Source organism: Hyalangium minutum (genome assembly GCF_000737315.1).
Classification (GTDB): Bacteria; Myxococcota; Myxococcia; order Myxococcales; family Myxococcaceae; genus Hyalangium; species Hyalangium minutum.
In genome coordinates, this window is record NZ_JMCB01000001.1 from 801450 (window position 1) to 828206 (window position 26757).

Consider the following 26757-nt stretch of genomic DNA (forward strand, 5'->3'; position numbering starts at 1 on the left):
GCGCAGAACGAATCGTTGGAGAGCGGGACGCCGGGGCGGGCGGACCCGTCAGCCGACGGGGGGACCCGCCCCGCAGCGAGGGACCCGCGACCTGTGGCCCCTGGGCTGTGCGTCCTGAAGTGCCCTGCCCTACCGTGCCTACCGCTTGGAGAAGCCGAGTTGCTTCAGTGCCTCGCGAGACACGTGCTGAACGTGGGAGTCCGGATCCTTCGCGGCCGCCTGGCTCAGGGCAGCGATGGCGAACGGGCCGCCCAGCACCCCGAGTGTCTGTGCGGCCACCACCCGGACTGCGGGGACAGGATCCTTTCCGAGACACTCCGAGAGCGCCTTGACGTGCCGGTCCTTGCCGAGCCGCTCGAGCGCCTGGGCCGAAGCCTGACGCACCTCGTCATGAGCGGACCCGAGCTGCTCCGCGATGGCATCCGCCAGTCCCGTCTGGTGCCTGTGGGCCGCAGTCTCGATGGCCGCGACGACGACTTCAGGAGCGGCATCCTGCAGCCCCCTCTTCAGGGACTCACTGAGTTCCTCCCCCGAGGCGCCAGAGAGCGCACGCAACGCGCCAGCACGCAGCGGGGGCTGGGGCTCGTTGAGGAACGGCAGCACCCGCTTGCTGCGCTCCTGGTTCCAGGAAGCACACTCGGGAAGCTGGGCAAGCGCCTCTCCCCGGAGGGAGACGGGCTGCTTGAGGTCTTCCGCCACAGCCAACAACGATGCCTGGCAGTTCTTCTCCCGTGCCAGGACCGCCAGCCATGGCCTCTGGGCCACCAGGTCACCGCCTGCCTGCAACCGCTTCCCCGCCGCCTCCAGCATCGAGAGTCCCTCGGCCAAGGCGAGCCCGCGCGCAGCAGACTCCTGCACTCGCGGATCAGGGTCCCGAAGGGCCTGCTCCAGCTCGCGCTGGGCCAGTGGACCGTAGAGCCGCAGCTTGAATACCGCCGTGCGCCGCTTCTCCGAGTCCCCCGAGGTGAGTTCCGGCTGCAGAGACTGAAGTTCCTGGGAGTAGACGGCAAAGAGCCGGTTGACGCGCTCGCGGTCCGCCGGCTGGGCCACCTCCACGAGCATCCGCCCCACCGAGAGGGACTTGAGCTCGGCCAGCTCTCGCAGGGCAGCAGCCGCGGTCGCATCCGCGGACTCTGGGCGCCCCTCCATGGCATCCACCACGGCCCGTGCCGGGGGAACTTTCAAAAAGGTGGCGAGGTGAGAGAGCGCCCGCTGCCGCGTGGAGGTGTCCTCGGAGTACAGCTCCACCTCCAAGGCTTCACGAATGGCCTCTTTCCGAGCCTGCACACGCGCCGCCGCAGCAGCGCCCTTCTCCCCCGCCTTCTGGAGGAACACCGAGGGGGTATTGCCCGCCTCGGCGGCGGCTCGGGCAGCAGTCAGGCAGGCAGGCAAATCCGATGACGCCTGGAGTCCCGTGACCCACTCCGCCAGGGCCCGGGGCTCGGACACCTTGCGCACCTTGGCGCTGGCTCGCACCGCTGCCCAGCGCACCCGCCAGTCCTCATCCGCCAGAGCCGACTTCAGTGAACTTTCGGGTACCGGCTTCGCCTCCGCCAGCGCCAGCACCCACTCATGGCTGCCCCCCTCTGTCAGGCACAGCCGACACACCTTGGCCCGAAGGGAGGCATCCTGCACGTGCCGCTGGCAGGCCTTCCAACAACCCGTGGTCCCTGCTTCCCCACGGGGGCTGGTCGAGAGCAGGAGCATCACAAGCAGAGCGGAAGTCACGGGCCCCCTACTTTAGTCCATCGCCTGGACGCTTTTTGCCGGGCCTTCTTGCGTTTTGCCTCCCGCTGCGCCATATCCGCTGCCCTTTTCACGACTTTTGACGCATAGCGGAAGGAGGTGACTGCATTGCCCGGTATTCGAGTCAAGGAGGGTGAGTCCATCGAGAGCGCCCTCAAGCGTTTCAAGAAGGCCACCGAGAAAGCGGGAATCCTCTCCGAGATCCGCAAGCGCGAGCACTACGAGAAGCCTTCCGTGAAGCGGAAGAAGAAGGCCCTCGCGGCCAAGAAGCGCGCGGTGAAGAAGGCGCGCAAGTCGTTCTAGTCCGCGCCCGTGTGAGCCGGGGCGCTCTGCCCGTCAGTCGCCCTGGCTCCCGAACGTCGTCGCCCCTCCCACCTCTATCTGGATGGAGTCTCTGCCATGCCCACCCTCAAAGAGCGCATCGACGCGGACCTCAAGGACGCGATGCGGTCCAAGAACGAGCTGACCCTCAGCGTCCTCCGGATGCTCAAGAGCGCCGTCAAGTACAAGGAAGTGGAGCCGGGAGCCTCCGCCCTCGACGACGCCGGCATCGAGAAGGTCATCGCCGGCCTCATCAAGCAGCGCCGTGACTCCGTCGATCAGTACAAGTCCGGCGGCCGCGATGATCTCGCCAAGAAGGAAGAGGATGAGATCTCCATCCTCCAGAACTACCTCCCCAAGCAGCTGTCCGCCGACGAGCTGCGCACCGAAGTCGCCGCCGCCATCGCCGCCGTGGGCGCCAAGAGCGCCAAGGACATGGGCGCCGTCATGAAGGCCGTCCAGCCCAAGATCCAGGGCCGCGCCGAAGGCCGCGCCGTCTCCGAGGAAGTCAAAGCCCAGCTGGCCAAGCTGTCCTCCTGATCAGCCCTTGATCAGGGTCTGCTCCGCAGCTCCCGCCCCACTCTCGGGCCGGGAGCTTGCCCTCGGGCCGTTCCAACGTTAAGGGCTACTCCCAGCCGGCCTTGCCGCGCCCACCCACCTGGGCGGCGCTGATCCGGTGGGAGGAGCCGTACCCGTGCCTACCCCGCTGGAGCAGACCTGCCAGGAGCCGTGCCGGCACGGGCCCTTCCTCCCCCCCCCGCTTCCCTCCCTGAACGGAAGGGCTACATTCAGGGGGGCCCTGGGCCCATGCACTCAACCCTGGACGTCGGAGCCGTGGGGCATGCTCTGCGGAACTCCCCAAGCCGAGGGTCAGGCCACGTGATCCCTGAGCACAAGATCGAAGAAATCCTCGAGCGGGTGGACCTCGTCAGCCTCATCTCCCGCCACGTGGAACTCAAGAAGGCCGGGCGCGAGTACAAGGGCCGCTGCCCGTTCCACCAGGAGAAGACGCCCTCCTTCTACGTCGTCCCGGAGAAGCGCTTCTACTTCTGCCATGGCTGCCGGGCCAGCGGTGACGCCGTCTCGTTCGTCCAGCGCTACCTCGGGAAAACCTTCGTGGACGCAGTGAAAGACCTCGCTCGCGAGGTGGGCGTCGACATCGAGGCCGCCCAGGATCCCACCTCCCGAGAGCGCCAGCAGATCAAGGAAGCCACGGATCTGGCCGCCGAGCACTTCCGCTCCCTGCTCTGGCAGGACGAGGGCCGAGCCGCCCGCACCTACCTGGCCAACCGCGGCGTCTCCGAGGAGACCGCCCACGCCTTCGGGCTCGGCTGGACTCCCAACGCCTGGAGCCTGCTGGCCGACAAGCTCACCCGTTCGGGCATGACCGAGTGGGCCGTGAAGGCCGGCCTCGTCCAGCGCCGCAACAACGGGGACGGCTACTACGACTTCTTCCGCAGCCGGCTGATGATCCCCATCCGCGCCCCCGAGGGCCGCCCCATCGCCTTCGGCGGCCGCCTCATGGGCGCCGAGGAGGGCCCCAAGTACCTCAACTCCAAGGAGTCCCTCCTCTACAACAAGAGCGACACGCTCTACGGCATGGAGCAGGCCCGCGACGAGATCCGCCGCCGCAAGGCCGCCATCCTCGTGGAGGGCTACTTCGACTGCATCGGCCTGCACCAGGTGGGCGTCCGCCACGCGGTGGCCCTCTGCTCCACCGCCATCACCCCCGGCCACCTCCAGCTGCTGCGCCGCGCCGAGGCCACGCAGCTTGTCCTCTTGCTGGACGGAGATCAGGCAGGCCTTGCCGCCGTCGAGCGGCTTGCCGGTCCCTTGCTTGCTGCCGGAGCAGCCGCCCGCGTCGCTCTTTTGCCGCAAGGGGATGATCCGGATACCTTCGCACGTCGTGAAGGTTCAGACGGAGTGGAGCGGCTCATCCACAGCGCGCAGCCGCTCACCTCTCACATCTTCGCCAGCGTCCTCCCGCAGGGCGCCCAGGCGAGCTTCGAGGAGAAGATGGCAGCGCTCGAGCGGCTGAAGCCCATGGCAGCCCAACTGCCCCTGGGATTGGTGCGCTCGGCGTTCCTCAACGCCGTGGGCGCTCACTTCGGCCTGCCCGCCGGGGACCTCGAGAGTGCCCTGCGCCCCGCCAAGCCCGCGCCCAAGCCCGTTCAGCCTCCCGCAGCCAGTGCCCAACGCCCTGCCGCCGCGCCCCGCCCTGCTCCCGTCCGCCCTCCAGACACCATGGAGGCCCTCTACGTCGCCGCCGCCCTGCGCGAGCCGCGCCTCGTCACCCGGGACTCCTTCCGGATATGTGACGAATTGTCCCACACCGGCCTTCGAATGGTGCTGGCCCAGGCCACCTCAGGCCAGGGTACCGAGGACGCCCTGTTTGATGCGGCTGAACCGGTGAAGCGCGCCATCGAGGTGGCCCTGCGACAGCTCCCTGAAGGCGGGGCTGCGCTGGAGACTTTCTTCCTCACCGTTTGCCGAAAGCTCATGCTGCGGCGGATCGACGAGCAGCTTAACTATATTGAGAAGGCCACCAAGCAGGCTCCAGGCGCCTATGACCTCACGGAAGAGACGCGGCGGCTGCTGGCGCAGCGTATCGAGCTCCTGGCGCTGAAGAAGCGCGTCCAGGATGAACTCCGCCCCTCGGTGCCGGGAACAAAGGCACCAATGCAACCGGTTTGAGTTCGCGTTTGTAACTATCCTGCACTTTGCGGTAGATCGGCCGGCTCGCTCCAGGCCAAGCACCTGTTTTTCAAGGAGAAGTACCCGAATGCCCACGCAGAAGCCCTCGAAGGGGTCCGTGAAGCCCAAGAAGAAGGTGGATCCGACGATCCGCAAGAAGAAGGGGGCGGACAGTGGTGCCACGGCGAAGGGTGCGGCCAAGGCTGCCGCCGCCGTCGCCGAGGAGCGAGCGGAGGCCGTGGCCACGGCCACCGAGAAGCTGAAGAAGCGCAAGAGCACCACCGAGGCCGCCGCTGACGACATCGATCCCGAGGAGGCCGCTGAAGAGGCTGCCGCCGCCGTCCACGTTGATCCGGACGCCGTCGAGGACGAAGTCGAGGAGGAGGCCATCGCCGAGCGCAAGGAAGTCAAAGACCTGCTCGCCGCTGGCCGCGAGAAGGGTTTCCTCACCTATGACGAGGTGAATGACGCGCTGCCCGCGGACATCGTGTCGTCGGATCAGATCGACGACGTGATGAGCATGTTCGGCGACAACGACATCGAGATCGTCGACGCGCAGAAGGCCGCGCAGTCCAACGAGATCAAGCCCACCGTCGCCGTCGAGGAAGAGAACAAGCAGGAGACGGACGAGGAGGAGCAGGACGAGGACGACGAGCCGGGTGGCAAGTCGAACGACCCGGTCCGCCTGTACCTGCGCAAGATGGGCAGCGTGAGCCTCCTCACCCGCGAGGGCGAGGTGGAGATCGCCAAGCGCATCGAAGAGGGCGAGAAGGAAGTGCTGCGCGCCATGCTGGCCTGCCGCGTGGCCGTGGCGGACATCCTCGACATCGGCAACAAGCTCAAGAGCGGCAAGCTGCGCGTGCGCGACGTCATCAAGGACGCCCCCGAGGAGGCCCAGGCCGAGGGCGCCGAGGACGCTCCCGAGGAGGGCGCCGAGGGTGAGCAGCCGCAGCAGCTGGCTCAGAGCGAGCTCAACAAGATCGAGCAGATCTGCAAGCAGATCGAGCGCTTCCGCAAGTTCGCCAAGGACTGCGAGGTGCTGGAGGAGGATCTCTCCGGCAAGAAGAAGCTCACCGACGTCAAGAAGAAGGAAGTGAAGCAGGAGGTGAAGGATCTCCGGACCAAGATGATGGAGGTCCTGGAGGAGATGCGCCTCAACAAGAAGCAGGTGGATCGCATCGTCCTCAACCTGCGCCAGCTCATCGACCGCGTGGACAAGGCCGAGGAGGAGCTGCGGGACATCGAGCGCCGCAACGGCGTGAACATGAAGGAGCTGCGCCCTCAGCTGAAGGAGTCGCGCGAGAACCCGGCCACCGCCAAGAAGCTCCAGAAGCAGCTGAACTTCACGCCGGAGCAGCTCGAGGCGCTGGACCGCGACGTGCGCACCGCGGTGCGGAAGATCAAGAAGGTGGAGGAGGAGGCCAACCTCCCCGTCGAGGCGCTGCGCCGCAACTACGACGCCATCCGCCTGGGCGAGAAGCGCGCCGAGCGCGCCAAGAGCGAGCTGGTGGAGGCCAACCTGCGCCTCGTGGTGTCCATCGCGAAGAAGTACACCAACCGCGGCCTGCAGTTCCTGGACCTCATCCAGGAGGGCAACATCGGCCTGATGAAGGCGGTGGACAAGTTCGAGTACAAGCGCGGCTACAAGTTCTCCACGTACGCCACGTGGTGGATCCGCCAGGCCATTACCCGCGCCATCGCCGATCAGGCCCGCACCATCCGCATCCCGGTGCACATGATCGAGACGATCAACAAGCTCATCCGCACCAGCCGCTACCTCGTGCAGGAGATCGGCCGCGAGCCGACGCCTGAGGAGATCGCGGAGAAGATGGAGCTGCCGCTCGACAAGGTGCGCAAGGTCCTCAAGATCGCCAAGGAGCCCATCTCCCTGGAGACGCCGATCGGCGAGGAGGAGGACAGCCACCTGGGCGACTTCATCGAGGACAAGAGCCTCGTGTCGCCGGCGGACGCGGTCATCAACATGAACCTGGCGGAGCAGACCCGCAAGGTGCTGGCCACGCTGACGCCGCGCGAGGAGAAGGTGCTGCGCATGCGCTTCGGCATCGGCGAGAAGAGCGACCACACGCTGGAGGAGGTCGGCCAGGACTTCGAGGTGACGCGCGAGCGCATCCGCCAGATCGAGGCCAAGGCGCTGCGCAAGCTGCGCCACCCCAGCCGCTCCAAGCGCCTGCGCTCCTTCGTGGAGAGCTGAGGCGAGTGGGCGGTTGAAGCCCCGGGCCTTCGAGGCCCGGTGGCACCCGGAGCCCCCGTTCCCAGCGTGGACCGGGGGCTTCACCGTTTCCAAGGCCGCACAGGGTGGACGGCAGCCCCCTTGTCAGCGGCACGCACAGCGGGATACTCCCGCTGTCACCCGGCGTTGCACCGTTCCGGGCCCTTAGCTCAGTGGTTAGAGCTGTCGGCTCATAACCGATTGGTCCCTGGTTCGAATCCAGGAGGGCCCACTCGTTGTCCCCTCTCCCCGCGCCTCGGGAAGTCCCGCCGAGGCGCGGGGGCGCTCAGTAGGAAAGCCCAGGCCACACCCGGGATGCGTGAATCCTCTGAAGAAGCGCTGAGACAGCTTCGGCTGCAGCAGTTCCTGGGGCTCATGCTGCCCATCTCCGTGGGCTTCCTGCTCCTCTACCTCGCCTTCGCGCTCGCGCTGCGAAGCGTGGCGCTCATGGGAGGGGCGGGAGCGGTGCTCCTCTACACGGTAGCGCTCGCCCGGTCCCGGACGCTGGCCACGCGGGGACAGGCTGAGCGTGCGGCGCTCCTGAGCGGCTATGCGCTGCTGGTGATGGTGGCCCTCGGGGCGCTCTTCGTGCACTTCCTGCTCGCGGGGCTGTTGATGATCCCCATCGCCGGAGTGGCGCTGGTGCTGCCGTACGTGGACCCGCCCCCCCTGGCTCGCTACATGCTCGCCGCATTTGGCGTCGACGTATGGGTGATGGTCGTGGACGGATTGCTGCCGCCGCTCTTCGAGCAGCCCCCGCTGGGTTTCCAGCGCTGGGTGTTTGCTCTGGCGGTGGTGGCGTGCGTGGGGCTGACGCTGCGGATGCTGTGGGTGGATGCGGTCCGATTGCGCCAGAGCCTGGCGCGCGCCGAGGAGGCGGTGGCCACCCGGGATGAGTTCCTCTCCGTGGCCAGCCACGAGCTCAAGACACCGCTCACGCCGCTGAGCCTCAAGCTGCAGACGCTCCGGCGCGAGTTCTCGGCGCCCTCCTCCGTGCCCAGCCGCGAGCGCAGCCTGGGGCACCTGGACATGGCCCAGCGTCAGGTGAAGAAGCTCGTCGAGCTGGTGGATGATCTGCTCGACGTGTCCCGCATTGGCGCGGGACAGTTGGAGCTGCACCCCTCACGGGTGGATCTCTCGGCGCTCGTCCGCGACGTGGTGCAGCGCTTCGAGCCGGAGGCGGCCCGCGCCGGATGTGCCCTCGAGCTGGAGTCTTCCCAACCCGTCGTGGGCTGGGTGGATCCACGGCGGTTTGAGCAGGTGCTCGACAACTTGCTGTCCAATGCCCTGAAGTACGGCTCCGGCAAACCGGTGCGGGTGCGGCTCGACCCGCAGGGAACACACCTACGGCTGACCGTGCGCGACCACGGCATTGGCATCCCCGCTGAGGCGCTCGACCGCATCTTCCACCGCTTCGAGCGAGCGGTGTCGGGCCGGCACTACGGCGGCTTGGGGTTGGGGCTCTACATCACCCGAAGGATTGTCGAGGAGAGCGGCGGCACGGTGGTCGCGGCCAGCGAGCCTGACCAGGGAGCCACCTTCACCGTCGAGTTGCCCCTGGGAGCGAGCCCCGTCCCGCCGGGCGGAGATTGACCATCTCCAGCCCCCGCCCCCCGAGCGCCACCTCAGGCCCGCGCCGGGCCCTTCTGGGTGCCCTCGTCGCGGCCGTGAACCGCCGCCGGCGGGCTGGTGGCCTCCACCGCAGTGAAGGGCTCGAGGATCTTGTACGTGTGGCTCGCGCCGCGTGGCACGAGCCACGAGTCGCCCGGGTTCAGCAACAACACCTGTCCCTCCAGGTGCAGCTCGGCCCTGCCCTTCACCACGTAACCGACCGTCTCGTAGTCGCGCGCAACGGGGGCCCTCGGCTCTCCCGGCGGCTCCTCCTCCCACAGGCGCATGGACACGCGGACGCCCGAGGCCAGGTACTTCTGCCCCATCTCTCCACGCGGCGAGTGTCGTGCTTCGACCTTCTTGACGCTGGTGTCACCCATGCCTCGTCTCCTCCGCTTCGCGGTGTTGGCCGCTGAACGACTCTGAAGGGAAGGTAAGGAAGGAGCGGGGGACGACACTTCGAGGGAACCCAGCTGCCCCCTCCTCGTGGGAGGGAGCAGAGGCTCAACCCCTCAGAACTCCAAGGACTTCAACAGCACCTCAGTAGCCCTCGAGCGGCGGCTGCGGTCCGGGAACGATGCCAGCGATGTCCGGATCCACACCTTCCTGGCCCGGCTGGCCGGCACGCTCGGCCTTTTCCTTCTTCCGCTGATCGCGCCGGACGTCCTTCTCCTTGTTCTTCTCTTTGCGCGCCAGTTCCTTCTGGCGTTTCGACATTCCCGGGTGTTGTGGCACGGTGCCCTCCTTCAGCAGCAATTAAGGACTCGGAACGAAAAACAAAAGGCCCAGCCCCTCATAAGGGCCAGGCCTTGTTCTGGCGAGATGAATGCCGCGCGTTAGCCAACGACGCGAACGTTCTCTGCCTGAAGCCCCTTGGGGCCGCGCTTCACGTCGAACTCTACGCGCTGCCCCTCGGCCAGCGTGCGGAAACCATCCGACTGGATGGCGGTGTGATGGCAGAACACATCCTCGCCACCCTCCTGCGCGATGAACCCGAAACCCTTGGCATCATTGAACCACTTCACAGTACCAGTTGCCATTGCTCTTCTTCTTTCTGCTATGCACGGCCCCCTTGCGAGGACCGCCCGTCGCCAGGACGCACATCGCCCTGGTAGCGCCCCTCTATCACGGGGTGCCGCCCATGTAACCCCCCACGTCCCCACTCCATTCCTTTTGGGGACAGAGCCTTCACACTTCTTCACGCCGCTGGGGGCATGGGCTTCACACCCGCTCTCTACCTTCTGCTCCGTCAACAACGAACACCGGGCGCCTGGTTGTCCGGTCCCTGACGGAGCAAGACCATGTTTGGATTCTTCTTTGGAACTGCGTGCCTCGCCGGCCTCATCTTCGCGCTGCGCCGCAGCCAGTGGCACCACTCCCACGGCTTCGCAGGGGGCCGCGGCGGGCGCTGGAGCTGGCGCGGCCGGATGCGCTGGCTCTTCGAGCGGCTGGACACCTCGCCCGGCCAGGAGAAGGTCTTCGTCAAGGCCGCGGATGAGCTGACCGAGGCCTTCGAGAAGCTGCGCGACGAGGCCCGCAACACCCGCGCCGCCATTGCCCAGGCGCTGCGCGGCGAGCAGTTCGACGGGGCCTCGCTGCGCGAGCTGCACGAGAAGCATGACGCGCTGCTCGCCCAATTGCGCGAGACGATGCGCACCTCCATGGCCCAGATCCACGAGTCGCTGGACCCGCGCCAGCGCCGCGAGCTGGCGGACCTCATCGAGCACGGCTTCGGCTACGGCTACCGCGGCTTCGGGCACTGTGGCGGGCGCGGGTTCGGCCGGCACGGCGGCCCCCGGTACGTCTGAGTCCCCTTCCCCTCTTCCCCACGACAAGGAACCACCGCCATGCGCCGACGCATCGTCATTGTCCTGCTCGCCCTGGGAACCGTGGGCGGCTACGTCTCCGGGTTCACCAGCCTCCGCTCCCGCTCCCACTGCCGCCGCGCCTGGATGGAGGAGCGCGCCTCCACCACGTGCGCGCCCTGCCCCAGCAGCCCCCAGGCCCCCACCACTGCCAGCGCCGAGGCTCCCACGCCCTCAGGCCCGCGCTAGAGTCCCGAGCCACCCATGGCCACCCGCGTCCTCCTCATCGACGATGACACCCGGATGTTCGAGCTGCTCGCGCAGTACCTGGGGCAGAACGGCATCACGGTGGCCCACGCGGCGGATGGGGGACGCGGTCTCGCCGCGTTGGAGGCCAGCACCTACGACGCGGTCCTTCTGGACGTGATGATGCCGGGCATGGATGGCTTGGAGGTGTGCAAGCGCATCCGCGCCAAGCAGCAGATCCCCATCCTCATGCTCACCGCCCGCGGCGACGAGACCGACCGCGTGGTGGGTCTGGAGCTGGGCGCGGACGACTACCTCGCCAAGCCGTTCAGCCCTCGGGAGCTGCTGGCGCGGCTGCGGGCCGTGCTCCGGCGTTCTCAGCCCACCGCGGTGGCGGACCGGCTGGAGTCCAGCGGCGTCTCCATCGACGTGGCCGGGCGTGAGGTGAAGGTGAATGGACAGGCCGTGGAGCTCACCGGCCTCGAGTTCGACTTGCTCGTGGCGCTGGTGCGGCGCGCGGGCCGCGTCATTCCTCGGGACGCCCTGCTGGGAGAGGCGGGTCGCAGTGACACCGTGGTGGGCGAGCGCACCGTGGACGTCCATATTTCCCATCTGCGGCAGAAGCTCGGGGACGAAGGCGGCAAGCTCATCAAGACCGTGCGTGGCGTGGGCTACGTCTTCGCCAAAGAGGGGGTGTGATGAGGCCCGGCCGTCCCGAAGATTCCTCCCCTGAGGACCGGCCCGAGCCCTCGCACCGGCGCGATCCCCGCCTCGATCACTGGGAGAACAACCCCTGGGGACCCTGGCCCCATGGCCGCGGCCCTCACGCCCGCTGGCACCGGGGCCACCGCCCCCACGGCCCCTGGTACCGGACGCGCCTGGGCCGCTATCTCCATGCCCGGCTGCACCGGCGGATCTTCGTCTGGTTCGGGCTCTCCATCTTCATCACGGGCGTCGCCGTGGCCACGGTGATCAACCTGGTGGGAGGTTCCTCCTGGCGGCAGAACGTCGACCAGGTGCGCACCTTCACCAGCAACCGCTTCGCTGAGGTGTGGGACGATCCCCAGCAACGGGACGCGCTCGTGCAGGGCATCGCCCGCGACCTGAGCGTGGACCTGGAGCTGCACGACGCCACCGGAGCGCTGATTCGCCGCGCGGGCGCCGCCTGCGACACTCCAGACTACTCCATCCCCGTGGTCCGCTCGGGCGTCCTGCTGGGCACGGTGGAGGCCTGCTACTTCCGCAACCGGCCCCGCCGCGCCTGGAACTTCATCGCGCCCCTGCTGCTCATGGGCGTCATGCTGTGGACGCTCTCGGGGACCATCGCCCGGAGGCTCACCCGGCCCATGGATGCGCTCGTCCGTGCTGCCGCGGGTCTGGGAGCGGGCAAGCTGGCGACCCGTGTCCAGATGACCCCGGGCGCCACGGACGAGATGGGCCTGCTGGCCGCGGCCTTCAACGACATGGCCGCCCGCATCGAGCGCCAGATGGCGGACCAGCGCGAGCTGCTCGCCGCCGTGTCCCACGAGCTGCGCACCCCGCTGGCCCACCTGCGCGTCCTCACCGAGATCCTCCGGGACAGCGGCGGAGATCCGAAGACACTCGACAACGTGGACCGCGAGGTGGTCGAGCTGGATGCACTGGTGGGTGAGCTGCTGGCCAGCTCGCGGCTGGACTTCGGGCAGGTGACGCTCCGTCCGCTCGACTCCAAGGAGCTGGCCTCCCGAGCACTGCAGCGGACCGGGCTGCCCGCGGAGCTGCTGGCGGTGGAGGTCTCGGACACCGCGCTGGTGGCCGATGCGACGCTGCTGGGCCGGGCGCTCGCCAACCTCCTGGAGAACGCGCGCAAGCATGGCCAGGGCGCCGAGGCGCTGCGCATCTTCGAGCACGAGGGCCGGCTGGCCTTCTGCGTGGACGATCGCGGCCCTGGGCTGCAGCCGGGCGAGGAGACACGCATCTTCCAGCCCTTCTACCGGAAGGACCGGGGCGCCGAGGCCCGCGAGGCGGGCTCACTGGGGTTGGGACTGGCGCTGGTGCAGCGCATCGCGAAGGCCCACGGTGGCGACGTGTTCGCGGAGAACCGTCCCGGTGGAGGCGCTCGGGTGGGCTTCAGCGTCCAGCGGGAAGGTCCGCCCGCCGTAGCTGCCCCGACTCCAGCGTGAGCGGCGGGCAGTACGGACCTGACTCGCTCCGCTTCCAATACGCGCCCGTGCTCCGCCACTCGGAGAGGTCCGTGAAGCGGTAGTCGAACGAGCGCGTGCGCACGAAGCGTGGCGGCGTTTCCGGGAACGGATCCTCCCGGAAGAACCCCCGCGCCACCGCGTCGCCCTTCAGGAGCTGCTCCTGAAGGCGAATCAGCCACCGGTTGTCCACACAGCGCGAGAGCGAGGCGAACCACATCTGCCAGTCGAGCCGCGGTTGGTGTGGCGCCACGAAGCGGGGAGCCTCATCCACCGGGCCGGGACGCCACCGCAGGAGGTACTCGTGCCAGGTCTGCCCGTCGGCGCTGCCCTCGAGGACGATCTCCTTCCGCTCCGTGGTCATCACCGCGAAGAGGCCATAGGTGTTCACGCTGCGCAGGCTCGCGGTCTCGCCCAGCGCCCAGCTCAGCGGTGAGGGCAAGGGGGTGCGGCTCACCCGCTGCACGTCCGAGGCCAGCGCCAGGACGCAGTACATGACCGCGAAGCCCCAGAACCCAGCGGTCCGCTGGCTCTGGAAGCGATGGACTGGCGCCGGCACGGGCGAGAGCCTCTGGAAGGGCCTCCACCTCGCCAGTACCCCGTCATCGAGCGCGGAGAGGCACAGCACGATCGTCAGGAGGTTGAAGAACCCGTAGTTGCCCGTGCCGAGGATGCCCAGCTGCAAGGCGATGAGCGCCCCTGCCGCCACGAGCCGCACGCGCCTGGGCCCGAAGAGGAGAAACGGCGCCACGAGCTCGATGACGAACATCACCGCCACGCCCGCGCGGTGGAGCACCGCCGGGAGCTGCCAGACGAAATACGCGACAGGGTTGGGGAGCGGCTGGGTCCAGTAGTGGAACTCGAGCGCCGTGAGGCTGCGCCACACCGCATCCCCGCTGGCCAGCTTCACTACGCCGGACATGAACATCAGCCGGAACAGCAGGAAGCGCACGAGCAGGATCGGCCCGAGGCGGGGCTCTGGGACACTCGTGGAGGGACGCAGCCGTCCAGGAGCCAGCGGCACGGAGACGATGGCGGCCTCCAACAGCAGCACGTCCCACTGGTAGCTGAGGAAGACGCCACCCACGGAGGTGAGCGACAGGTAGCAGGCCCACGCGCCAATGAGCGCCCAGCGCGGCGCCACATCCACCAGAACCAGAACACCGCACGCCAGGCCCGCGAGCCCCACGGCCCACAGGCCGCCCTCTCCTGCCCCGGTAAGCCAGAGCAGCGTGGGCAGGCGGAAGTACCGCTCGGGCCCGAGCTCCAGCCGGGCCCACTCGAGCCACGCGGCCGCGGGCTCCAGGCCCTGCGGCCCCATCAGCCCCGAGAGCTGGGGCAACAGCGAGGCGAAGGCGATGCAGAAGATCAGCCCGAGCCCGCGCAGGTACAGCCAGCGGACCCGGGCCAGGCCCCTCCCAGCCTCGCGCCCCGCTTTCACGCTCACACCCGAGGGCCTAGCCCTTGTCGGTGCCGGTGAACTCGAAGGAGGCCTCGGCGGTCTCGCCGTCCTTCACCGTCACCTCGGCCGTCTTCGTGCCGAACGTCTCGTGCCACGCCTCCAGCGTGTACGTGCCAGCCGGGAGCGCGTTGAGGGTGAAGCTGCCGTCCTCGCCCGTGGTGGCGAAGTACGGGTGCGAGCTCACGGCGATGTACGAGCGCATCCACGGATGCACGTCGCACTTGAGCGTGACGAGCTCGGTGTCGGACGGCGCGGGCTTGGTCACCGGCGGCATGGACGGCGGCTGGGCCAGGTTGAAGATGGGCTTGGTGCCCGCCATGGCGCGCACGTTGTGCAGCGTCCCATCGCTGTTCTTCACCTGGATGGGCTGGCCGGCCTGGGCGCCCGTCACGCGCGGCAGGTAGGTGCACTTCACCTGATCAATCACCACCGGGGTGCTCGGGGCCGCCGGAGCGCCCGCCACGGGGCCCTTCACGCGCACCAGCACGTTCTGGAGCTTGCCGTCCTTCACCAGCACCGCAGGCTCCTTCTGCGCCATGCCCTCGCAGGCCGGATCCGCACTTGCGGGGATGTCCGCCGGGGCTGGGGCCGTACCGGTGAACTTCACCACACCCTTGATGGTGCTCTTGCCCGCGGGCGCCGGAGGCGTCTGCGCCTGCGTGGCCTCGGGGGGGGTGGGCTTGCCCTGCTCCGTCGGGGTGGGGGCCGTGGGCGTCGTGGGCTTGGACGCCTCGTCCTTCGTGCAGGCAGGCAGGACCGCCAGGCTCGCCGCACCGATCAGGGTGAGGCCGAACGTGCGCAGCTTCATGGGGAGCTCCTTGTCACTACAGGGGGGGGTGCTAGACAGCCGGGCCTCGGTCGAGCATCAGCGCGATGAAGAGGCCCGTGAGATAGAGCAGAGAGTAGAAGAACGTCTGCCGGGCCCAAGGCTTTCCCATCTGCTTGAAGAAACCCCACGCCCCGAGCCCCAAGAAGGTGAGCCCCAGCGCCACGGCCACCAGCAGGTACCACGGCCCGGCGATGTGCAGCTGGTACGGCAGCAGCGTCATCGGCACCAGCGCCACCACATAGAGGACGATCTGCGCCCGGCTGGACTCATCCCCGCGCTCGATGGGCACGGACTTGAGCCCCGCCGCCGCGTACTCCTCCTTGCGGAACAGGGCGATGGCCAGGAAGTGGGGCATCTGCCACAGAAAGAGGATGGAGAAGAGGACGAAGCCCCCGGTGTCCAGCTGCCCGGTGACGGCCGTCCATCCCATCAGCGGCGGCAGCGCGCCCGGCACGGCGCCCACAATCATCGCCGCCGAGGTGCGCGCCTTGAGCGGCGTGTACACGAGCACGTAGCTCAGGAAAGCCAGCAGGCCCAGCGCCGCCGTGAGCACGTTGGCCCCCAGGGCCAGCGCCGGCAGGGAGACGCCCACCAGCGACAGGCCGAACCACAGCGCCACGCCCGGCTCCATGCGCCCGGAGGGCAGCGGCCGGTTGTGCGTGCGCGCCATGAAACGGTCGCTCTGCCGCTCGATGTAGCAGTTGAGCGTGTTGGCGGCGGCCACGGTTCCGGCGGTGGCCAACATCGTCACCAGCACCCGGGCGACGGACAGCTCACCGGGAGCCAGGAAGACGCCCCCCGCGGTGGTCGCCAGCACCAGGCTCGACAGCCTGGGCTTCGTCAGGGAGATCAGATCCGACGCAGTCGTCGAAAGGGACACGGCTCGCGCGCTCACACAATCTCCTGGGGTGGGGCTCGGGCAGCCCCGCCCCTTACCCGCATCCCACGCGGACGGCAAGCCGCGTGTATCAGCTCTGCTTTTCGCAGACAGCGGGGCGCCTACCCTCCCGAGGCCAGGCGCTGCAGCTCCGGGGCGTGCTCGCCCTTGGGCTCGATCTTCAGGTACTCCTGCGCCAGCATCTTGACCTTGTCGCCCTGCTTGCGGTCCTTGCTGAGCATGGTGGCGTAGAAGTAGTAGGCCGGCCCGTAACCGCCGTTGGCCTCGATGGCCTTCTGGAAGGAGTCCTCGGCCTTGGCCGTGTCGCCCTTGCCCACGTAGACGCGGCCCAGCTCGGTGAGCGCCAGCGCAGCCCGGTCAGGCTGGCCGATGAACTCCTGGACGGCCTTGTCCAGCTGCTCCTTGGCCTTGTCCCAGTCGGAGCGCTCCCGGTAGATGGTGCCCATGGCGAGGCGGGCCTCGGGGTTCTTGGCCTTCGGATCCTTCACCGCGCGCTGGTACTGGGCGAGCGCCTCGTCCAGCTTGCCCTGGCGCTGGTAGGCCTGGCCGAGCATCAACACCAGCTTGGGGCTGTCGCCCATCGTCTTGAGAGCGGTGGTGAGCGCCTCGGCGGCCTCCTTCTCGCCGCCCTGCTTGGCCATGAGCGCCTTGGCCAGCTCCACGTAGAGCTGGGCGCGCGTGGGGTCCACCTTGATGGCCTCGCGGATGGCGGAGACGGCCTGATCAGCCTGGCCCTCGAGCAGCAGCCTGCGGCCCTTGATGAGGAACAGCTCCGGGTTGGTCTTGTCGAGCGCGAAGCCATCCTTCTCGGCCTTGTCCAGCATGGTGCGCGCCGCGGCCTTGTCCACCGGGACGCCCGTGGCCTCGGAGAGCTTCTGCTGAATGTCCGGCTTGAGGGTGTCCATGGCCAGGGAGACGCGGCTGATCAGCAGCGAGCGCGCCAGCTGCGCGGTGGCCAGCTGCCGCGGCGAGGGCGGCGGATCGGCCTCCAGCAGCTTCTTGAGCATCTTCGAGGCCAGCTCGTAGAGATCCAGGCCCGGCGTCTCCTGGTCCAGCATCAGCAGCGACTTGCCGAGCATGGACTCGGGGTGGTCCTTCTCGTAGCGAAGGGCGAAGTCGTACTTCTGCCAGGCGGTGTTGTCCTGGCCGAGCCGGCGGTACACGGCACCCAGGCTGGCGTAGATGCGCGGATCATCCGGAGACAGGCCCTGCGCCTTGTCCAGGCTGTCGCGGGAACGGTCCAGGTCGCCGGCGTTCATCTGCGCCAGGCCCAGCGTGAGGTACAGGAGGGAGCTGGCCTTGCCCTGCGCGTCGAAGGCCTTCACGCGCTCTTCGAGCTCGCCCAGGGCATCCTTGCCCTTGCCGCCGTACGTCTTGATGAGGGCCTCGGCGGCGTACAGGTGGGAGCTGACCTCGCCTCCCTTCTTGGCGGCGTCCAGGTGCTCCTCGGCCTTGCGGCGCGCGTCGTCACCGCCACCGTGCTCGCCCCAGCGGATGGCCCAGGCATAGGCCAGGTAGCCGTGCGCGGCGGTGGAGTCCGGGAACACCTCGAGCGCCTTGTCCGCCTGCTCCACGGCCTTCTTGTACGAGTCGAAGGAGTCGTGCTTGAGCTGCTCGGTGGCGCCGTCCAGGTGCTTCTTGAACTCGCGGTTGAGCTCCTTCATGTGCCGCGAGTACGCGTAGTACCCGCCGATGGAGAGCACTGCGGCCACGAAGAGGCCCAGGGTGATGTACTTGCTCGAGCCGCCCTGCTTCCCGCGGCGCTTCGAGCCGACATCATCGTCATCATCGTCGTCCACTTCATCGACGACGACGGGGCGGCGCGGCTGCGGACGGGGCTGAGCGGCCGGGCTGGGCTGCGGCGCGGGAATGGCACGACCCGCGGGAGAGGACACGCGGGGCGCCGCCGCGGGGTTCGGATTCGCGACGGGCGCGGGCGCGGCCACCGGTGCCTGAGCCACGGGAGCGGCCGTCACCGGAGCCTGAGCGACAGGCGCGGCCACCGGGGCGGCCACGGGCGCGGGCGCCGGGGCTGGAGCGGCAGCCTTGGGCTGCTCCACCTTGTACTGCTGCATCAAGGCGAGCGTCTCCGAGTCGGTCGGATCCGCCTCGAAGGCCTTCAGGAGGTTGGACTTGCCGGGCTCGGCCTCGCCGGTCTTCAGCTGCAGCATGCCCACCATGCGGAGGGCTGCCTTGTCGGCAGGCTGGACCTGGAGGCCACCGAGTGCCTCCTCGAGGGCCTTCTTGTCCTTGCCCTGCTGGAGGTACACGCGGGCAAGCAGGAGTCGGGGATCGGCCGCGTTGGGATGGGCTTTGACGCCCTTCTTGCAGACGACCATCGCCTCCATGAAGCGGCCCATGCCCAGATACGCCTCGGCGAGCGGCTTGTAAGCATCGGACGACGGGTCTGCGGCGAACGCGTGCTCGAGCTTCGCGAGCTCGGCCGGGCTCAACGTCTTCAAGGGAGAGGTAGACATTTCCGGAAGATGCGCCTGAAAAGGAGAGTTTTTATGACACCCGCACCTGTGCGCGTCAAATGGGACTGCACGGTTTCCTTGCTCTTGCTTGACAGCCTCGCAGGGGTTCGGTATCTGCCGCTTCACTTCATCCGGCCCCAACGGACGGAGGCGCCCAGCAGCCGGGCGGTTGCACACATTGTGGGGGTGTAGCTCAGTTGGGAGAGCGTCGCGTTCGCAATGCGAAGGTCACCGGTTCGATCCCGGTCACCTCCACCAAGAAGGACAGAGGGCCTCACTGGAGACAGTGAGGCCCTTTGCATTTGGGCCACAAGCAAATTGCAAAGGTCGCCGGCTTTGTTATCCGGGGCCGATGACCGAACAGCCGTCGCTTTCGTTCTTCGCCCGCCTCTGGCTCGCGTTCCTCTGCTTCTGGCGGGTGCTCTTCTCGCGCCCCTTCGCCCAGGCCGTCCATCCGCTGAGCCAGGCGTATGACGCTGGGACGCTGGGTGCGGGTTCCCCCACCCCGGCCCTGCCCAAGCCCGAGCCCACGCCGGTGAAGGTGGCGCCTCCGCCCGTGCTGCCTCCCGAGCGGGAGCACGCCTCGGCGCTCGTGCTGCTGTCCATGCTCCAGCGAGAGGGCCGACTGATCGACTTCCTCCAGGAGAACGTGGCCAGCTTCCCGGACGCGGATGTGGGCGCGGCCGCGCGCATCGTCCACGAGGGCTGCCGCAAGGTGGTCCAACAGTACCTGTCGCTCAAGCCGGTGATGACCGAAGGCGAGGGCGCCCGGGTGACGGTGCCCGCAGGCTTCGATGCGCAGCGCATCCGCCTGACGGGAAACGTGGCGGGCCAGCCCCCGTTCGCCGGCTCGCTCAAGCATCAGGGATGGGTGACGACGGAGGTGAAGTTCCCCACCGTGAGCCCAGCGTTGGACCCGCGCGTGCTGGCCCCCGCTGAGGTCGAGCTGAGCTGAGCCTTCACTCTGAGAGGAGCTGACGCCGTCTATGGCCCGCTACGCGATCGGGATCGATCTGGGCACCACGCACTGCGCGGTGTCGTACTTCAACCTCGAGGAGGGCAAGCCCCGGGGCTCGGCCCAGTCCATGCTGCCCATTCCGCAGCTGACGGCCCCCGGCACGGTGGAGGCCCGCACGCTGCTGCCCTCCTTCCTCTACCTGCCGAGCGAGCAGGAGTTCCCTGCCGGGAGCTTGGGGCTGCCGTGGAAGCCGGACGCCACGACGTTCGCGGGCGAGTTCGCCCGAGCGCATGGCGCCAAGGTGCCGACGCGGCTGGTGTCCTCGGCGAAGAGCTGGCTGAGCCACCCGGGTGTGGATCGGCGCTCGGCGATGCTGCCATGGCAGGCGCCACCCGAAGTGCAGCGGGTGTCTCCGCTGGAGGCCTCGGCGCGCTACCTCCGTCATATGCGGGAGGCGTGGGACCACACGTTTGCCCGGTCTCGGGAGGAGGCGGGCAACGCGCTGGCGCAACAGGATGTGATCATCACGGTTCCGGCCTCGTTCGACGCGGCGGCGCGTGAGCTGACGCTGGAGGCGGCCCAGGCGGCGGGGATCCCGAACATCACCCTGCTGGAGGAACCGCAGGCCGCGCTGTACGCGTGGCTGGAGGCCCAGGGTGAAGGGTTCCGCAAGCGGGTGAAGCCGGGCGAGGTCATCCTGGTGGTGGACGTGGGCGGCGGCACGTCGGACTTCTCCGTCATTACGGTGCGGGAGCGCGACGGTGAGGTGGAGCTGGTGCGCGTGGCTGTGGGCGACCACATCCTGCTGGGCGGCGACAACATGGACCTGGCGCTGGCGCACACGCTGAACCAGCGGCTGGCCGCCGAGGGCAAGAAGCTGGATCCGTGGCAGTTCAACGCGCTGACCTACGGTTGCCGCCAGGCGAAGGAGACGCTGTACGGAGATCCGAAGCTGGCGAAGGCGCCCATCTCCATTCCGGGCCGTGGCTCGTCGCTCATCGGCGGGACGCTGCGCACGGAATTGCCTCGCGAGGAGCTGGACCGGCTGCTCACGGACGGCTTCTTCCCCGTGATGCCGGTGACGGAGCTGCCGCGCACGGCACGGCGCACGGGTCTGGCACAGATGGCACTGCCGTACGCGCAGGATGCCGGGGTGACGCGGCACCTGGCGGCGTTCCTCACCCGGCAGGCGCAGGCGCTCGCGTCCTCTCCGGACTCACCGGTGAATGTGGGGGGCAAGTCCTTCCTCCACCCCACGGCGGTGCTCTTCAACGGAGGCGTCTTCAAGGCGGGGCCGCTCAAGGCCCGCGTCATGGAGGTGCTGAACGGGTGGCTGACGGCGGACGGCGGGCAGCCCGCACAGGAGCTGGCGGGGGCGGACCTGGACCTGTCGGTGGCGCGCGGCGCGGCGTACTACGGGTGGGTGCGCCAAGGGCACGGCCTGCGGATTCGCGGTGGCACGGCTCGGGCGTATTACGTGGGGGTGGAAACGGCCATGCCTGCGGTGCCCGGCATGGAGCCTCCGGTGAAGGCGCTCTGTGTGGCGCCCTTCGGCATGGAGGAAGGGACCCAGGCCGACGTTCCGCCGCAGGAGTTCGGCCTCGTCACGGGTGAGCCCACGCAGTTCCGGTTCTTCGTCTCATCGGTCCGACGCGACGACAAGGTGGGCAACATGATCGACGACGTGGCCGGCCGGGACGATCTGGAGGAGCTGGCGCCCATCGAGACGAGCCTGCCGGGTCAGCCTCAGCCCTTTGGGGACCTGACGCCAGTGAACTTGCAGGCGGCGGTGACAGAGGTGGGAACCCTGGAGCTGCGCTGCCTGGAGAAGAATGGCCCCGGCCGCTGGAAGCTGGAGCTCAACGTGCGCATGAAGGAGTAAGAAGCACCGCGGCACGGGAGGCTTATGCGCATCATCGGCATCGATCTGGGTACCACCCACTGCGCGGTCGCATCTGTGGACCCCGCCAAGGGTCCCAGCGCGCCCATCGAGGACTTTCCCATCCCCCAGCTCGTCCGGCAGGGAGAGGTGGCTCCACGCTCGCTGCTACCCTCGTGCATCTATGTCCCCGCTGGCCATGAGCTCGCCGGCGAGTCGCTGAAGCTGCCCTGGGGCGACGCGGGGCCCAACGTGGTCGGTGAGTTCGCTCGCTGGCAAGGCGCTCGGGTTCCCGGCCGTCTCGTCGCCTCCGCGAAGAGCTGGCTGTGCCACCCCGGCGTGGACCGCTCCGCTCCCATCCTCCCCTGGGGTGGCCCCGCCGACGTCGCCAAGCTCTCGCCTGTCGAGGCCAGCGCCCTCCTGCTCTCACACATGGCCCGGGCCTGGAACTTCGCGCACCCGGACGCCCCTCTCGCGCAGCAAGAGGTCGTCATCACCGTCCCCGCCTCCTTTGATGAGGCGGCCCGTGCGCTCACCGTGAGCGCGGCGCGCAAAGCGGGCCTGGAGAAGTTCACCCTCGTCGAGGAGCCCCAGGCCGCGTTCTACGACTACACCGCGCGCCATCGCACGGATCTGGCCAAGGTGCTCGCCAACGTGCGCCTCGTGCTCGTGGTGGACGTGGGCGGCGGCACCACGGACTTCACCCTCGTCCACGCCGGGGTCTCTCCGGAAGGGCCCATGCTGCGGCGGCTCGCCGTCGGTGAGCACCTGATGCTCGGCGGCGACAACATGGATGCCGCGCTCGCCCGCCGCGTGGAGGAGAAGCTCTTCTCCGACGGCCGGCGCCTCTCCGCCACCCAGTGGACCCAGGCCATCCAGGCTGCCCGTACCGCCAAGGAGGCCCTGCTCGGCCCCAACCCTCCCGAGCGCTACGGCGTTTCCCTCGTGGCCGAGGGCAGCCGGCTCCTCGGTGGCTCGCTGTCCACCGAGCTGATGCGCTCCGAAGCAGAGGATCGGGTCCTCGATGGCTTCTTCCCCAAGTCCCCCCCCACGGACAGGCCTCGGCGCGCGGCCCGCATGGCTCTCCAGGAGCTGGGCCTGCCTTACGCCCAGGACGCTGCAGTCACTCGCCACCTCGCCGCCTTCCTCGGACAACACGCGGCGGCGGGCTTCTCGGCGCTCGGGGAGACGGCTCCTTCCGAAGGCGCCCTGCCCCGCCCCGATGCCATCCTCCTCAACGGCGGCGTCTTCAACTCGCCCCGCATCTCCGAGCGGCTGGTGGACGCCATCTCCGCATGGTGGCCCAACACCCCTCGCATCCCCCTGCTGCGCCACGACTCCCTGGAGAAGGCCGTCGCGCGCGGGGCCGCCTACTACGGACTCGTTCGGCGCGGCCACGGTCTGCGCATCGGTGGCGGCGCGGCCCGCGCCTACTACGTAGGCCTGGAGCGCCCCGCCGACAGCGGTGAGCAGCCTGTCCTCTGCCTCATCCCCCGCGGCTTCGAGGAGGGCCAGTCAGTAGACCTGGGCGAGCGCCCCTTCACCCTCACCCTCGGGCGGCCGGTGCAGTTCACCCTGTACTCGACCACCAGCGACCGGATCGACAAGCCGGGAGACATCGTCCCCCTCGCCGAGGACCTCAAGCCCCTGCCGCCCATCCACACGCTCCTCAAGGGCGCCTCGGGGAAGACGGCGGAGGTGCCCGTGCACCTGCGCGCCGCGCTCACCGAGATTGGCACCCTGGAGCTGTTCTGCGTCTCCAACGTCGCGGACGAGCGCTGGCGGCTCGAGTTCGAGCTGCGCGGCTCAGGCTCGGGCCAGGACATCACCGTCACCGAGTCCATGCCCGCCCGCTTCGCCGAGGCGAAGGAGAACGTCGAGCGCGTCTACGGCAACAAGCCGCTGCCCATCGGCCCCAAGGACGTGAAGCAGCTCTCCAAGACGCTCGAGAAGGTGCTCGGCCCGCGCGAGTCCTGGCGCGTCCCCGTGCTCCGTGAGCTGTGGAGCTCCCTCTTCGCGGGCGCCAGCAAGCGCCGCCGCACGGCCGACCACGAGCGCGTCTTCTACAGCCTCGCGGGCTACACGCTCCGCCCTGGCTTCGGCTATCCGCTGGACCACTGGCGCGCCGAGCAGACTTTCGGCCTCTTCGATCAGCTCGTGCAGTTCCACACGGACAAGGCCGTCTGGATCGAGTTCTGGGTCATGTGGCGCCGCATCTCCGGCGGCCTCACGGAAGCGCAGCAGGCCAAGCTCTGGGCTTACCTGGAGCCCCACCTCGCCCGCCGCGTGCCTCCGGACGCGCCTCCCGGCGGCAAGCTCAAGGGCATCGTGCCCGAGGGCCTCGAAGAGATGGTGCGCGCCGCCGCCTCGCTGGAGCATCTGCCCGCCTCGGACAAGACGAAGCTCGGAGGTTGGATCGCCGCCCGGCTCAAGGACGAGGCCAAGTCTGGAGGCCCCTGGGCGTGGTCGCTCGGGCGGCTCGGGGCTCGCGTGCCCCTCTACGGCAGCAGCCACAAGGTGGTGGCCATCGACACCGCCGAGGCGTGGCTCACGCTCCTCTTGGATTTGGATCTGCGCCGCATCGACGGAGCCCCCTTCGCGGCGGCTCAGCTCGCGCGGCTCACCGGCGACCGCACCCGGGACATCGATCCCGCCCTGCGCGCTCGCACGGCCCAGGCTCTCACCGCGGCCCAGGCCTCCGAGGCCTGGGTGCGGATGGTGAACGAGGTGCTCGCGCTCGAGGCTGCTGACGAGGCCCGGGCCCTGGGCGATACCCTGCCCGCGGGCCTCCGCCTCTCCCTGTAGCGGCGAGCAGATCCCTCCCGGCAGGTTGGAGGTGACTCCAACCTCAGAGGGAATCAAAGCCTTTGGGCGCTCAGCCTTCGACCGGAGCCGGAGCGGTCGCGGCCTGGGGCTCTTCGTCCCCAGGGCCTTCGTCCGCCAGCGCGGCGTCGGCGATCGCTGACTCAGGCAGCTCGGCCTCGGCGGCCATCACCTGCAGCGCGGCCGTGACCTCTTCAGCGGCGGTGACAGGCGCCTCAGTCTCGGAGGAGACCTCCGGGCTGGTCTCGGCGGCCTTGCCCTTGGGCTTCTTCGTCCCCGCGCCCGAGCGGCACGTGCGGCACCAGGGCTGGTTCCGGATGGCACCATCCGCCATCTTGCGCAGCCCGAACTGCGCCAGCGGCTTGAGTGTGCGGCACTTCAGGCACATCAGCGAGATGAGCACCTCGTGCCCATCCGCATCATAGACCGCCGACTTGCGCTTCTTGCGCGGCTGCCCCTGCTCGCGCGGCTTCGCCTTCTCAGGCGCTGCGGGCGGCATCATCGGGGTCACTTTGTAAAGCATGTCCATCCCTCCCAGACTTCCAGCACGCGCCCTCGTCTCCCAGGCTCGGACAGAGCCCTCCGACCGGACACGGCATGGCCGTAGAGTAAGGAGGAAATCGGGTTTTGAAAACTGCTCCCGGGCCGAAAAATCGGGCCCGGGGCTGATTCCTCTGAGATCTCGCCGACTTGGGTGACACCCGGGCACGGACAGGCCGAGGACCCTACCCCACAGGGAATGCGGATCCGTCAGGGCGTCTGGGACGCGGGGCAGGGGGTGCCGCTGTCCACGTAGGAGATACGTCCCAGGGTGGGCGTGGAGAGGGGCTTCTTGCGGCCCTGCCAGTACGCGATCAGCTCATCCCGGAGCGTCCCAGGGCGCTTCTCACCCAGATCGATGCGTCCGGGGGGGAGTTGCGCGAGGGCCACCCCCAGCCCATCCCCGCCCCGAGCGAGGAAGTCGGGCATGGTGACGCGGTAGAGCTTCGTGGGCTCCAGCGGCTTGCCATTGGAGAACGTGGCGCCCAGGAAGCGGCCCGGCCCCTGGCAGCGGCCGAGCTTCACCTGGAGCCCGGAGATCTGAAAGACGCCCTTCTTCGTGCCATAGGCCACCTCGAGCAGGCGCTTCAGCTCGGCCCCGGACAGGGTGAGGAGCGCCACGGTGTTGTCGAAGGGGAGCACCTCGTAGACATCCCCAAAGGTGAGCGGTCCCGCGTCGATGTCCGCGCGAAGCCCGCCGGGGTTCATCAGGGCCACGTCCGCACCCACGGCCTCCCGGAGCGAGTCCGCCAGGAAGTCTCCGAGGAGGCTCTCGCCCTGGTAGTCACGCTTGAGCGCCACGGGGACGGTGAGCCCCAGCTCCCGGTGCTGCTCCTGCTCCACGCGCGTGAGCACCGGGGCGATGATCGCCTGCACGGCGGGATCCGGCACCACCGGCTGCCCCAGGAAGGTGGCGGGCACGAGCTTCACCTCCGCCTGATCCTTCAGCTTGCGCGAGTCACAGCTGCCAGTCGCCGCATCCACCTGGGCGCAGAGGGGAATGCCCGCGTGGATGAGGGTACGCTCCGGCAGCACCCGGTGGCTCACCGGATCCACGAACAGCTCGATGTAGCCGAAGGACCGCCCCAGTCCGTACGTCTCGATGACGGGCACGCCGTGGATGAAGTGCCCCATGAGCTGGTGGGTGTGGCCCGCGATCAGCGCATCCAGGGTGCCCGGGGGCAGTGCATCGAGGACCGCGTAGATCTCCCCGTCCTTCATGTCACAGCTGGAGAGATCCCGAGGATCCTCCACACGGGGGCACTTGCCGCCTGCATGGGCCACACCGATGACCACCTGCGCCCCGCGCTCGCGGAGGCGCTTCGAGGCCTCGACAGCGGCCGGAGCCAGCGGGTCGAAGCGGAGCGAAGTCACGTTGGTGGGGTTGGTCGTCGTGGGCGTGGAGGGCGTGGACAAACCCACGATGCCCACCTTCACGCCCTGGACGGTGACGAGCAGCGTGCCGTCATTGCCGAGCCACGCCGGGCGCTGGCCTGACGCGGCCTCGAAGAGGTTGGCGGCCAGGAAGGGGAAGCGTGCCTGCTTGATGCGCTCCTTGAGCGTACCCAGCGGATCATCGCCGGGCTTGGTGGGCACCGGAGACGGGCCCACGGGGCCATAGTCGAACTCGTGGTTGCCGACGGCCGCGGCGGTCACCCCCAGGTGGTTGTAGACGTCGACGACGACGGAGCCCTCGGTGAGGTTGGAGGCCAACGTCCCCTGGAAGAGATCTCCGCCGTCGAGCAGCAGCACGCCGCCCGGGTTGTCCGCCCGCAGCCGCGCGAGGTAGCTGGCGAAGGTGGCGGCGCCTCCGTCCTCGAGCTGGACGCCGCCCTGGAGCGGCGTGCTGTGCGGCGCAATCCAGCCGTGCAGATCATTGAGGCCGACCACGGTGAGCCGGAGGGGCTCGGCGGAGGCCACGGGGGCAGGCTGCGCGGGCGCTGCCGCAGGCTCCGTGGGCTGGGGAGCGCTGCGGCACGCGGAGGCCACAAGGGCGAGCAGTGCGAGAACGGATCGGAGTCGAAGCATGGGGGCGGGCACTTCAGCGCGGAGCCCGGC

The 26757-nt window shown here is 68.8% G+C and carries 22 protein-coding genes and 2 tRNA genes; 14 read left to right on the plus strand and 10 right to left on the minus strand.

Annotated elements, in window-relative coordinates; translation table 11 throughout:
* Positions 1 to 138: 138 nt before the first annotated feature.
* Positions 139 to 1635, minus strand: coding sequence for a HEAT repeat domain-containing protein (locus DB31_RS02990; RefSeq protein WP_338034277.1), 1497 nt, complete (start codon positions 1633 to 1635; stop codon positions 139 to 141).
* Positions 1636 to 1854: 219 nt separating this feature from the next.
* Between DB31_RS02990 and rpsU the strand changes: the two genes are divergently transcribed.
* The 6 genes from rpsU to DB31_RS44445 all read left to right on the plus strand — a co-directional run bounded on the left by rpsU (position 1855) and on the right by DB31_RS44445 (position 8584).
* On the plus strand, positions 1855 to 2049 hold the full coding sequence (rpsU, locus tag DB31_RS02995) for a 30S ribosomal protein S21 (protein ID WP_002614080.1): 195 nt from the start codon (positions 1855 to 1857) through the stop codon (positions 2047 to 2049).
* Between the two features lie 96 nt (positions 2050 to 2145).
* Positions 2146 to 2607: a GatB/YqeY domain-containing protein gene (locus DB31_RS03000; RefSeq protein WP_044181616.1), complete on the plus strand. Its 462-nt coding sequence runs from the start codon at positions 2146 to 2148 to the stop codon at positions 2605 to 2607.
* A gap of 339 nt (positions 2608 to 2946) precedes the next feature.
* Positions 2947 to 4761: a DNA primase gene (dnaG, locus tag DB31_RS03005; RefSeq protein WP_044181618.1), complete on the plus strand. Its 1815-nt coding sequence runs from the start codon at positions 2947 to 2949 to the stop codon at positions 4759 to 4761.
* A gap of 88 nt (positions 4762 to 4849) precedes the next feature.
* Positions 4850 to 6973 carry an RNA polymerase sigma factor RpoD gene (gene rpoD / locus DB31_RS03010; RefSeq protein WP_044181619.1) on the plus strand — a complete coding sequence of 708 codons (2124 nt, stop codon included), beginning with the start codon at positions 4850 to 4852 and terminating at the stop codon, positions 6971 to 6973.
* A gap of 177 nt (positions 6974 to 7150) precedes the next feature.
* Positions 7151 to 7223: transfer RNA gene (locus tag DB31_RS03015), tRNA-Ile, on the plus strand.
* 83 nt (positions 7224 to 7306) lie between these two features.
* On the plus strand, positions 7307 to 8584 hold the full coding sequence (locus DB31_RS44445) for a sensor histidine kinase (protein WP_052419669.1): 1278 nt from the start codon (positions 7307 to 7309) through the stop codon (positions 8582 to 8584).
* A gap of 32 nt (positions 8585 to 8616) precedes the next feature.
* Here DB31_RS44445 and DB31_RS03025 read toward each other — a convergent pair whose 3' ends face one another.
* The 3 genes from DB31_RS03025 to DB31_RS03035 form a co-directional block, all read right to left on the minus strand.
* Positions 8617 to 8982, minus strand: coding sequence for a cupin domain-containing protein (locus DB31_RS03025; protein WP_044181622.1), 366 nt, complete (start codon positions 8980 to 8982; stop codon positions 8617 to 8619).
* Between the two features lie 160 nt (positions 8983 to 9142).
* Positions 9143 to 9358 (minus strand): hypothetical protein, encoded by a 216-nt coding sequence (locus DB31_RS48525; protein WP_157231766.1) that lies wholly within the window; start codon positions 9356 to 9358, stop codon positions 9143 to 9145.
* Between the two features lie 80 nt (positions 9359 to 9438).
* Positions 9439 to 9642: a cold-shock protein gene (locus DB31_RS03035; RefSeq protein WP_044181630.1), complete on the minus strand. Its 204-nt coding sequence runs from the start codon at positions 9640 to 9642 to the stop codon at positions 9439 to 9441.
* Between the two features lie 261 nt (positions 9643 to 9903).
* Here DB31_RS03035 and DB31_RS03040 point away from each other — a divergent pair, with 261 nt between their 5' ends.
* Genes DB31_RS03040 through DB31_RS03050 form a run of 4 tightly spaced genes read left to right on the plus strand, consistent with a single transcriptional unit; the run spans position 9904 to position 12815 of the window.
* A complete protein-coding gene (locus DB31_RS03040; RefSeq protein ID WP_044181632.1) occupies positions 9904 to 10410 on the plus strand; it encodes a Spy/CpxP family protein refolding chaperone in 507 nt (168 codons plus the stop codon).
* 39 nt (positions 10411 to 10449) lie between these two features.
* Complete coding sequence (locus DB31_RS48530) at positions 10450 to 10656, plus strand: hypothetical protein (RefSeq protein WP_157231768.1); 207 nt, start codon at positions 10450 to 10452, stop codon at positions 10654 to 10656.
* A 15-nt stretch (positions 10657 to 10671) separates the two neighbouring features.
* Positions 10672 to 11352 carry a response regulator transcription factor gene (locus DB31_RS03045; RefSeq protein ID WP_044181635.1) on the plus strand — a complete coding sequence of 227 codons (681 nt, stop codon included), beginning with the start codon at positions 10672 to 10674 and terminating at the stop codon, positions 11350 to 11352.
* Positions 11352 to 12815 (plus strand): sensor histidine kinase, encoded by a 1464-nt coding sequence (locus tag DB31_RS03050; protein WP_083967977.1) that lies wholly within the window; start codon positions 11352 to 11354, stop codon positions 12813 to 12815. The genes DB31_RS03045 and DB31_RS03050 overlap by 1 nt, the downstream gene beginning before the upstream one ends.
* Here the strand turns inward: DB31_RS03050 and DB31_RS03055 are convergent.
* The 4 genes from DB31_RS03055 to DB31_RS03070 all read right to left on the minus strand — a co-directional run bounded on the left by DB31_RS03055 (position 12763) and on the right by DB31_RS03070 (position 18499).
* On the minus strand, positions 12763 to 14274 hold the full coding sequence (locus tag DB31_RS03055; protein WP_157231770.1) for a lipase maturation factor family protein: 1512 nt from the start codon (positions 14272 to 14274) through the stop codon (positions 12763 to 12765). The genes DB31_RS03050 and DB31_RS03055 overlap by 53 nt on opposite strands.
* Positions 14275 to 14290: 16 nt before the next feature.
* Positions 14291 to 15103 carry a carboxypeptidase regulatory-like domain-containing protein gene (locus DB31_RS03060; protein ID WP_052419670.1) on the minus strand — a complete coding sequence of 271 codons (813 nt, stop codon included), beginning with the start codon at positions 15101 to 15103 and terminating at the stop codon, positions 14291 to 14293.
* A 31-nt stretch (positions 15104 to 15134) separates the two neighbouring features.
* Positions 15135 to 16019 carry a heme o synthase gene (gene cyoE, locus DB31_RS03065; RefSeq protein WP_044181645.1) on the minus strand — a complete coding sequence of 295 codons (885 nt, stop codon included), beginning with the start codon at positions 16017 to 16019 and terminating at the stop codon, positions 15135 to 15137.
* Between the two features lie 104 nt (positions 16020 to 16123).
* The gene (locus DB31_RS03070) at positions 16124 to 18499 is read right to left on the minus strand and encodes a tetratricopeptide repeat protein (RefSeq protein ID WP_044181647.1); all 2376 of its coding nucleotides are present in this window, start codon (positions 18497 to 18499) and stop codon (positions 16124 to 16126) included.
* Positions 18500 to 18681: 182 nt separating this feature from the next.
* Between DB31_RS03070 and DB31_RS03075 the strand changes: the two genes are divergently transcribed.
* The 4 genes from DB31_RS03075 to DB31_RS03090 all read left to right on the plus strand — a co-directional run bounded on the left by DB31_RS03075 (position 18682) and on the right by DB31_RS03090 (position 24141).
* Positions 18682 to 18757, plus strand: a tRNA-Ala gene (locus DB31_RS03075).
* A gap of 94 nt (positions 18758 to 18851) precedes the next feature.
* Positions 18852 to 19454: a DUF2760 domain-containing protein gene (locus DB31_RS03080; protein ID WP_044181651.1), complete on the plus strand. Its 603-nt coding sequence runs from the start codon at positions 18852 to 18854 to the stop codon at positions 19452 to 19454.
* A gap of 31 nt (positions 19455 to 19485) precedes the next feature.
* Positions 19486 to 21339, plus strand: a complete 1854-nt coding sequence (locus DB31_RS03085) for an Hsp70 family protein (RefSeq protein ID WP_044181653.1) — start codon at positions 19486 to 19488, stop codon at positions 21337 to 21339.
* A gap of 24 nt (positions 21340 to 21363) precedes the next feature.
* Positions 21364 to 24141: an Hsp70 family protein gene (locus DB31_RS03090; protein WP_044181656.1), complete on the plus strand. Its 2778-nt coding sequence runs from the start codon at positions 21364 to 21366 to the stop codon at positions 24139 to 24141.
* A gap of 70 nt (positions 24142 to 24211) precedes the next feature.
* Here DB31_RS03090 and DB31_RS50255 read toward each other — a convergent pair whose 3' ends face one another.
* Both DB31_RS50255 and DB31_RS03100 read right to left on the minus strand, forming a co-directional pair.
* Positions 24212 to 24682, minus strand: coding sequence for a hypothetical protein (locus DB31_RS50255; protein ID WP_044182313.1), 471 nt, complete (start codon positions 24680 to 24682; stop codon positions 24212 to 24214).
* 227 nt (positions 24683 to 24909) lie between these two features.
* On the minus strand, positions 24910 to 26727 hold the full coding sequence (locus DB31_RS03100) for a bifunctional metallophosphatase/5'-nucleotidase (protein WP_044181659.1): 1818 nt from the start codon (positions 26725 to 26727) through the stop codon (positions 24910 to 24912).
* Positions 26728 to 26757: the final 30 nt, after the last annotated feature.

Excerpts from the sequence above, each read along its gene's own strand:
- DB31_RS03050 (WP_083967977.1), top strand. The coding sequence starts at position 11,352 with ATGAGGCCCGGCCGTCCCGAAGATTCCTCCCCTGAGGACCGGCCCGAG.
- rpoD (WP_044181619.1), top strand. The coding sequence starts at position 4,850 with ATGCCCACGCAGAAGCCCTCGAAGGGGTCCGTGAAGCCCAAGAAGAAG.
- DB31_RS03080 (WP_044181651.1), top strand. The coding sequence starts at position 18,852 with ATGACCGAACAGCCGTCGCTTTCGTTCTTCGCCCGCCTCTGGCTCGCG.
- DB31_RS03070 (WP_044181647.1), bottom strand. The coding sequence starts at position 18,499 with ATGTCTACCTCTCCCTTGAAGACGTTGAGCCCGGCCGAGCTCGCGAAG.
- DB31_RS48530 (WP_157231768.1), top strand. The coding sequence starts at position 10,450 with ATGCGCCGACGCATCGTCATTGTCCTGCTCGCCCTGGGAACCGTGGGC.
- DB31_RS03100 (WP_044181659.1), bottom strand. The coding sequence starts at position 26,727 with ATGCTTCGACTCCGATCCGTTCTCGCACTGCTCGCCCTTGTGGCCTCC.
- DB31_RS03060 (WP_052419670.1), bottom strand. The coding sequence starts at position 15,103 with ATGAAGCTGCGCACGTTCGGCCTCACCCTGATCGGTGCGGCGAGCCTG.
- DB31_RS03085 (WP_044181653.1), top strand. The coding sequence starts at position 19,486 with ATGGCCCGCTACGCGATCGGGATCGATCTGGGCACCACGCACTGCGCG.
- DB31_RS03000 (WP_044181616.1), top strand. The coding sequence starts at position 2,146 with ATGCCCACCCTCAAAGAGCGCATCGACGCGGACCTCAAGGACGCGATG.
- DB31_RS03025 (WP_044181622.1), bottom strand. The coding sequence starts at position 8,982 with ATGGGTGACACCAGCGTCAAGAAGGTCGAAGCACGACACTCGCCGCGT.
- DB31_RS03090 (WP_044181656.1), top strand. The coding sequence starts at position 21,364 with ATGCGCATCATCGGCATCGATCTGGGTACCACCCACTGCGCGGTCGCA.
- DB31_RS03035 (WP_044181630.1), bottom strand. The coding sequence starts at position 9,642 with ATGGCAACTGGTACTGTGAAGTGGTTCAATGATGCCAAGGGTTTCGGG.
- DB31_RS03040 (WP_044181632.1), top strand. The coding sequence starts at position 9,904 with ATGTTTGGATTCTTCTTTGGAACTGCGTGCCTCGCCGGCCTCATCTTC.
- DB31_RS44445 (WP_052419669.1), top strand. The coding sequence starts at position 7,307 with ATGCGTGAATCCTCTGAAGAAGCGCTGAGACAGCTTCGGCTGCAGCAG.
- DB31_RS03045 (WP_044181635.1), top strand. The coding sequence starts at position 10,672 with ATGGCCACCCGCGTCCTCCTCATCGACGATGACACCCGGATGTTCGAG.
- DB31_RS50255 (WP_044182313.1), bottom strand. The coding sequence starts at position 24,682 with ATGCTTTACAAAGTGACCCCGATGATGCCGCCCGCAGCGCCTGAGAAG.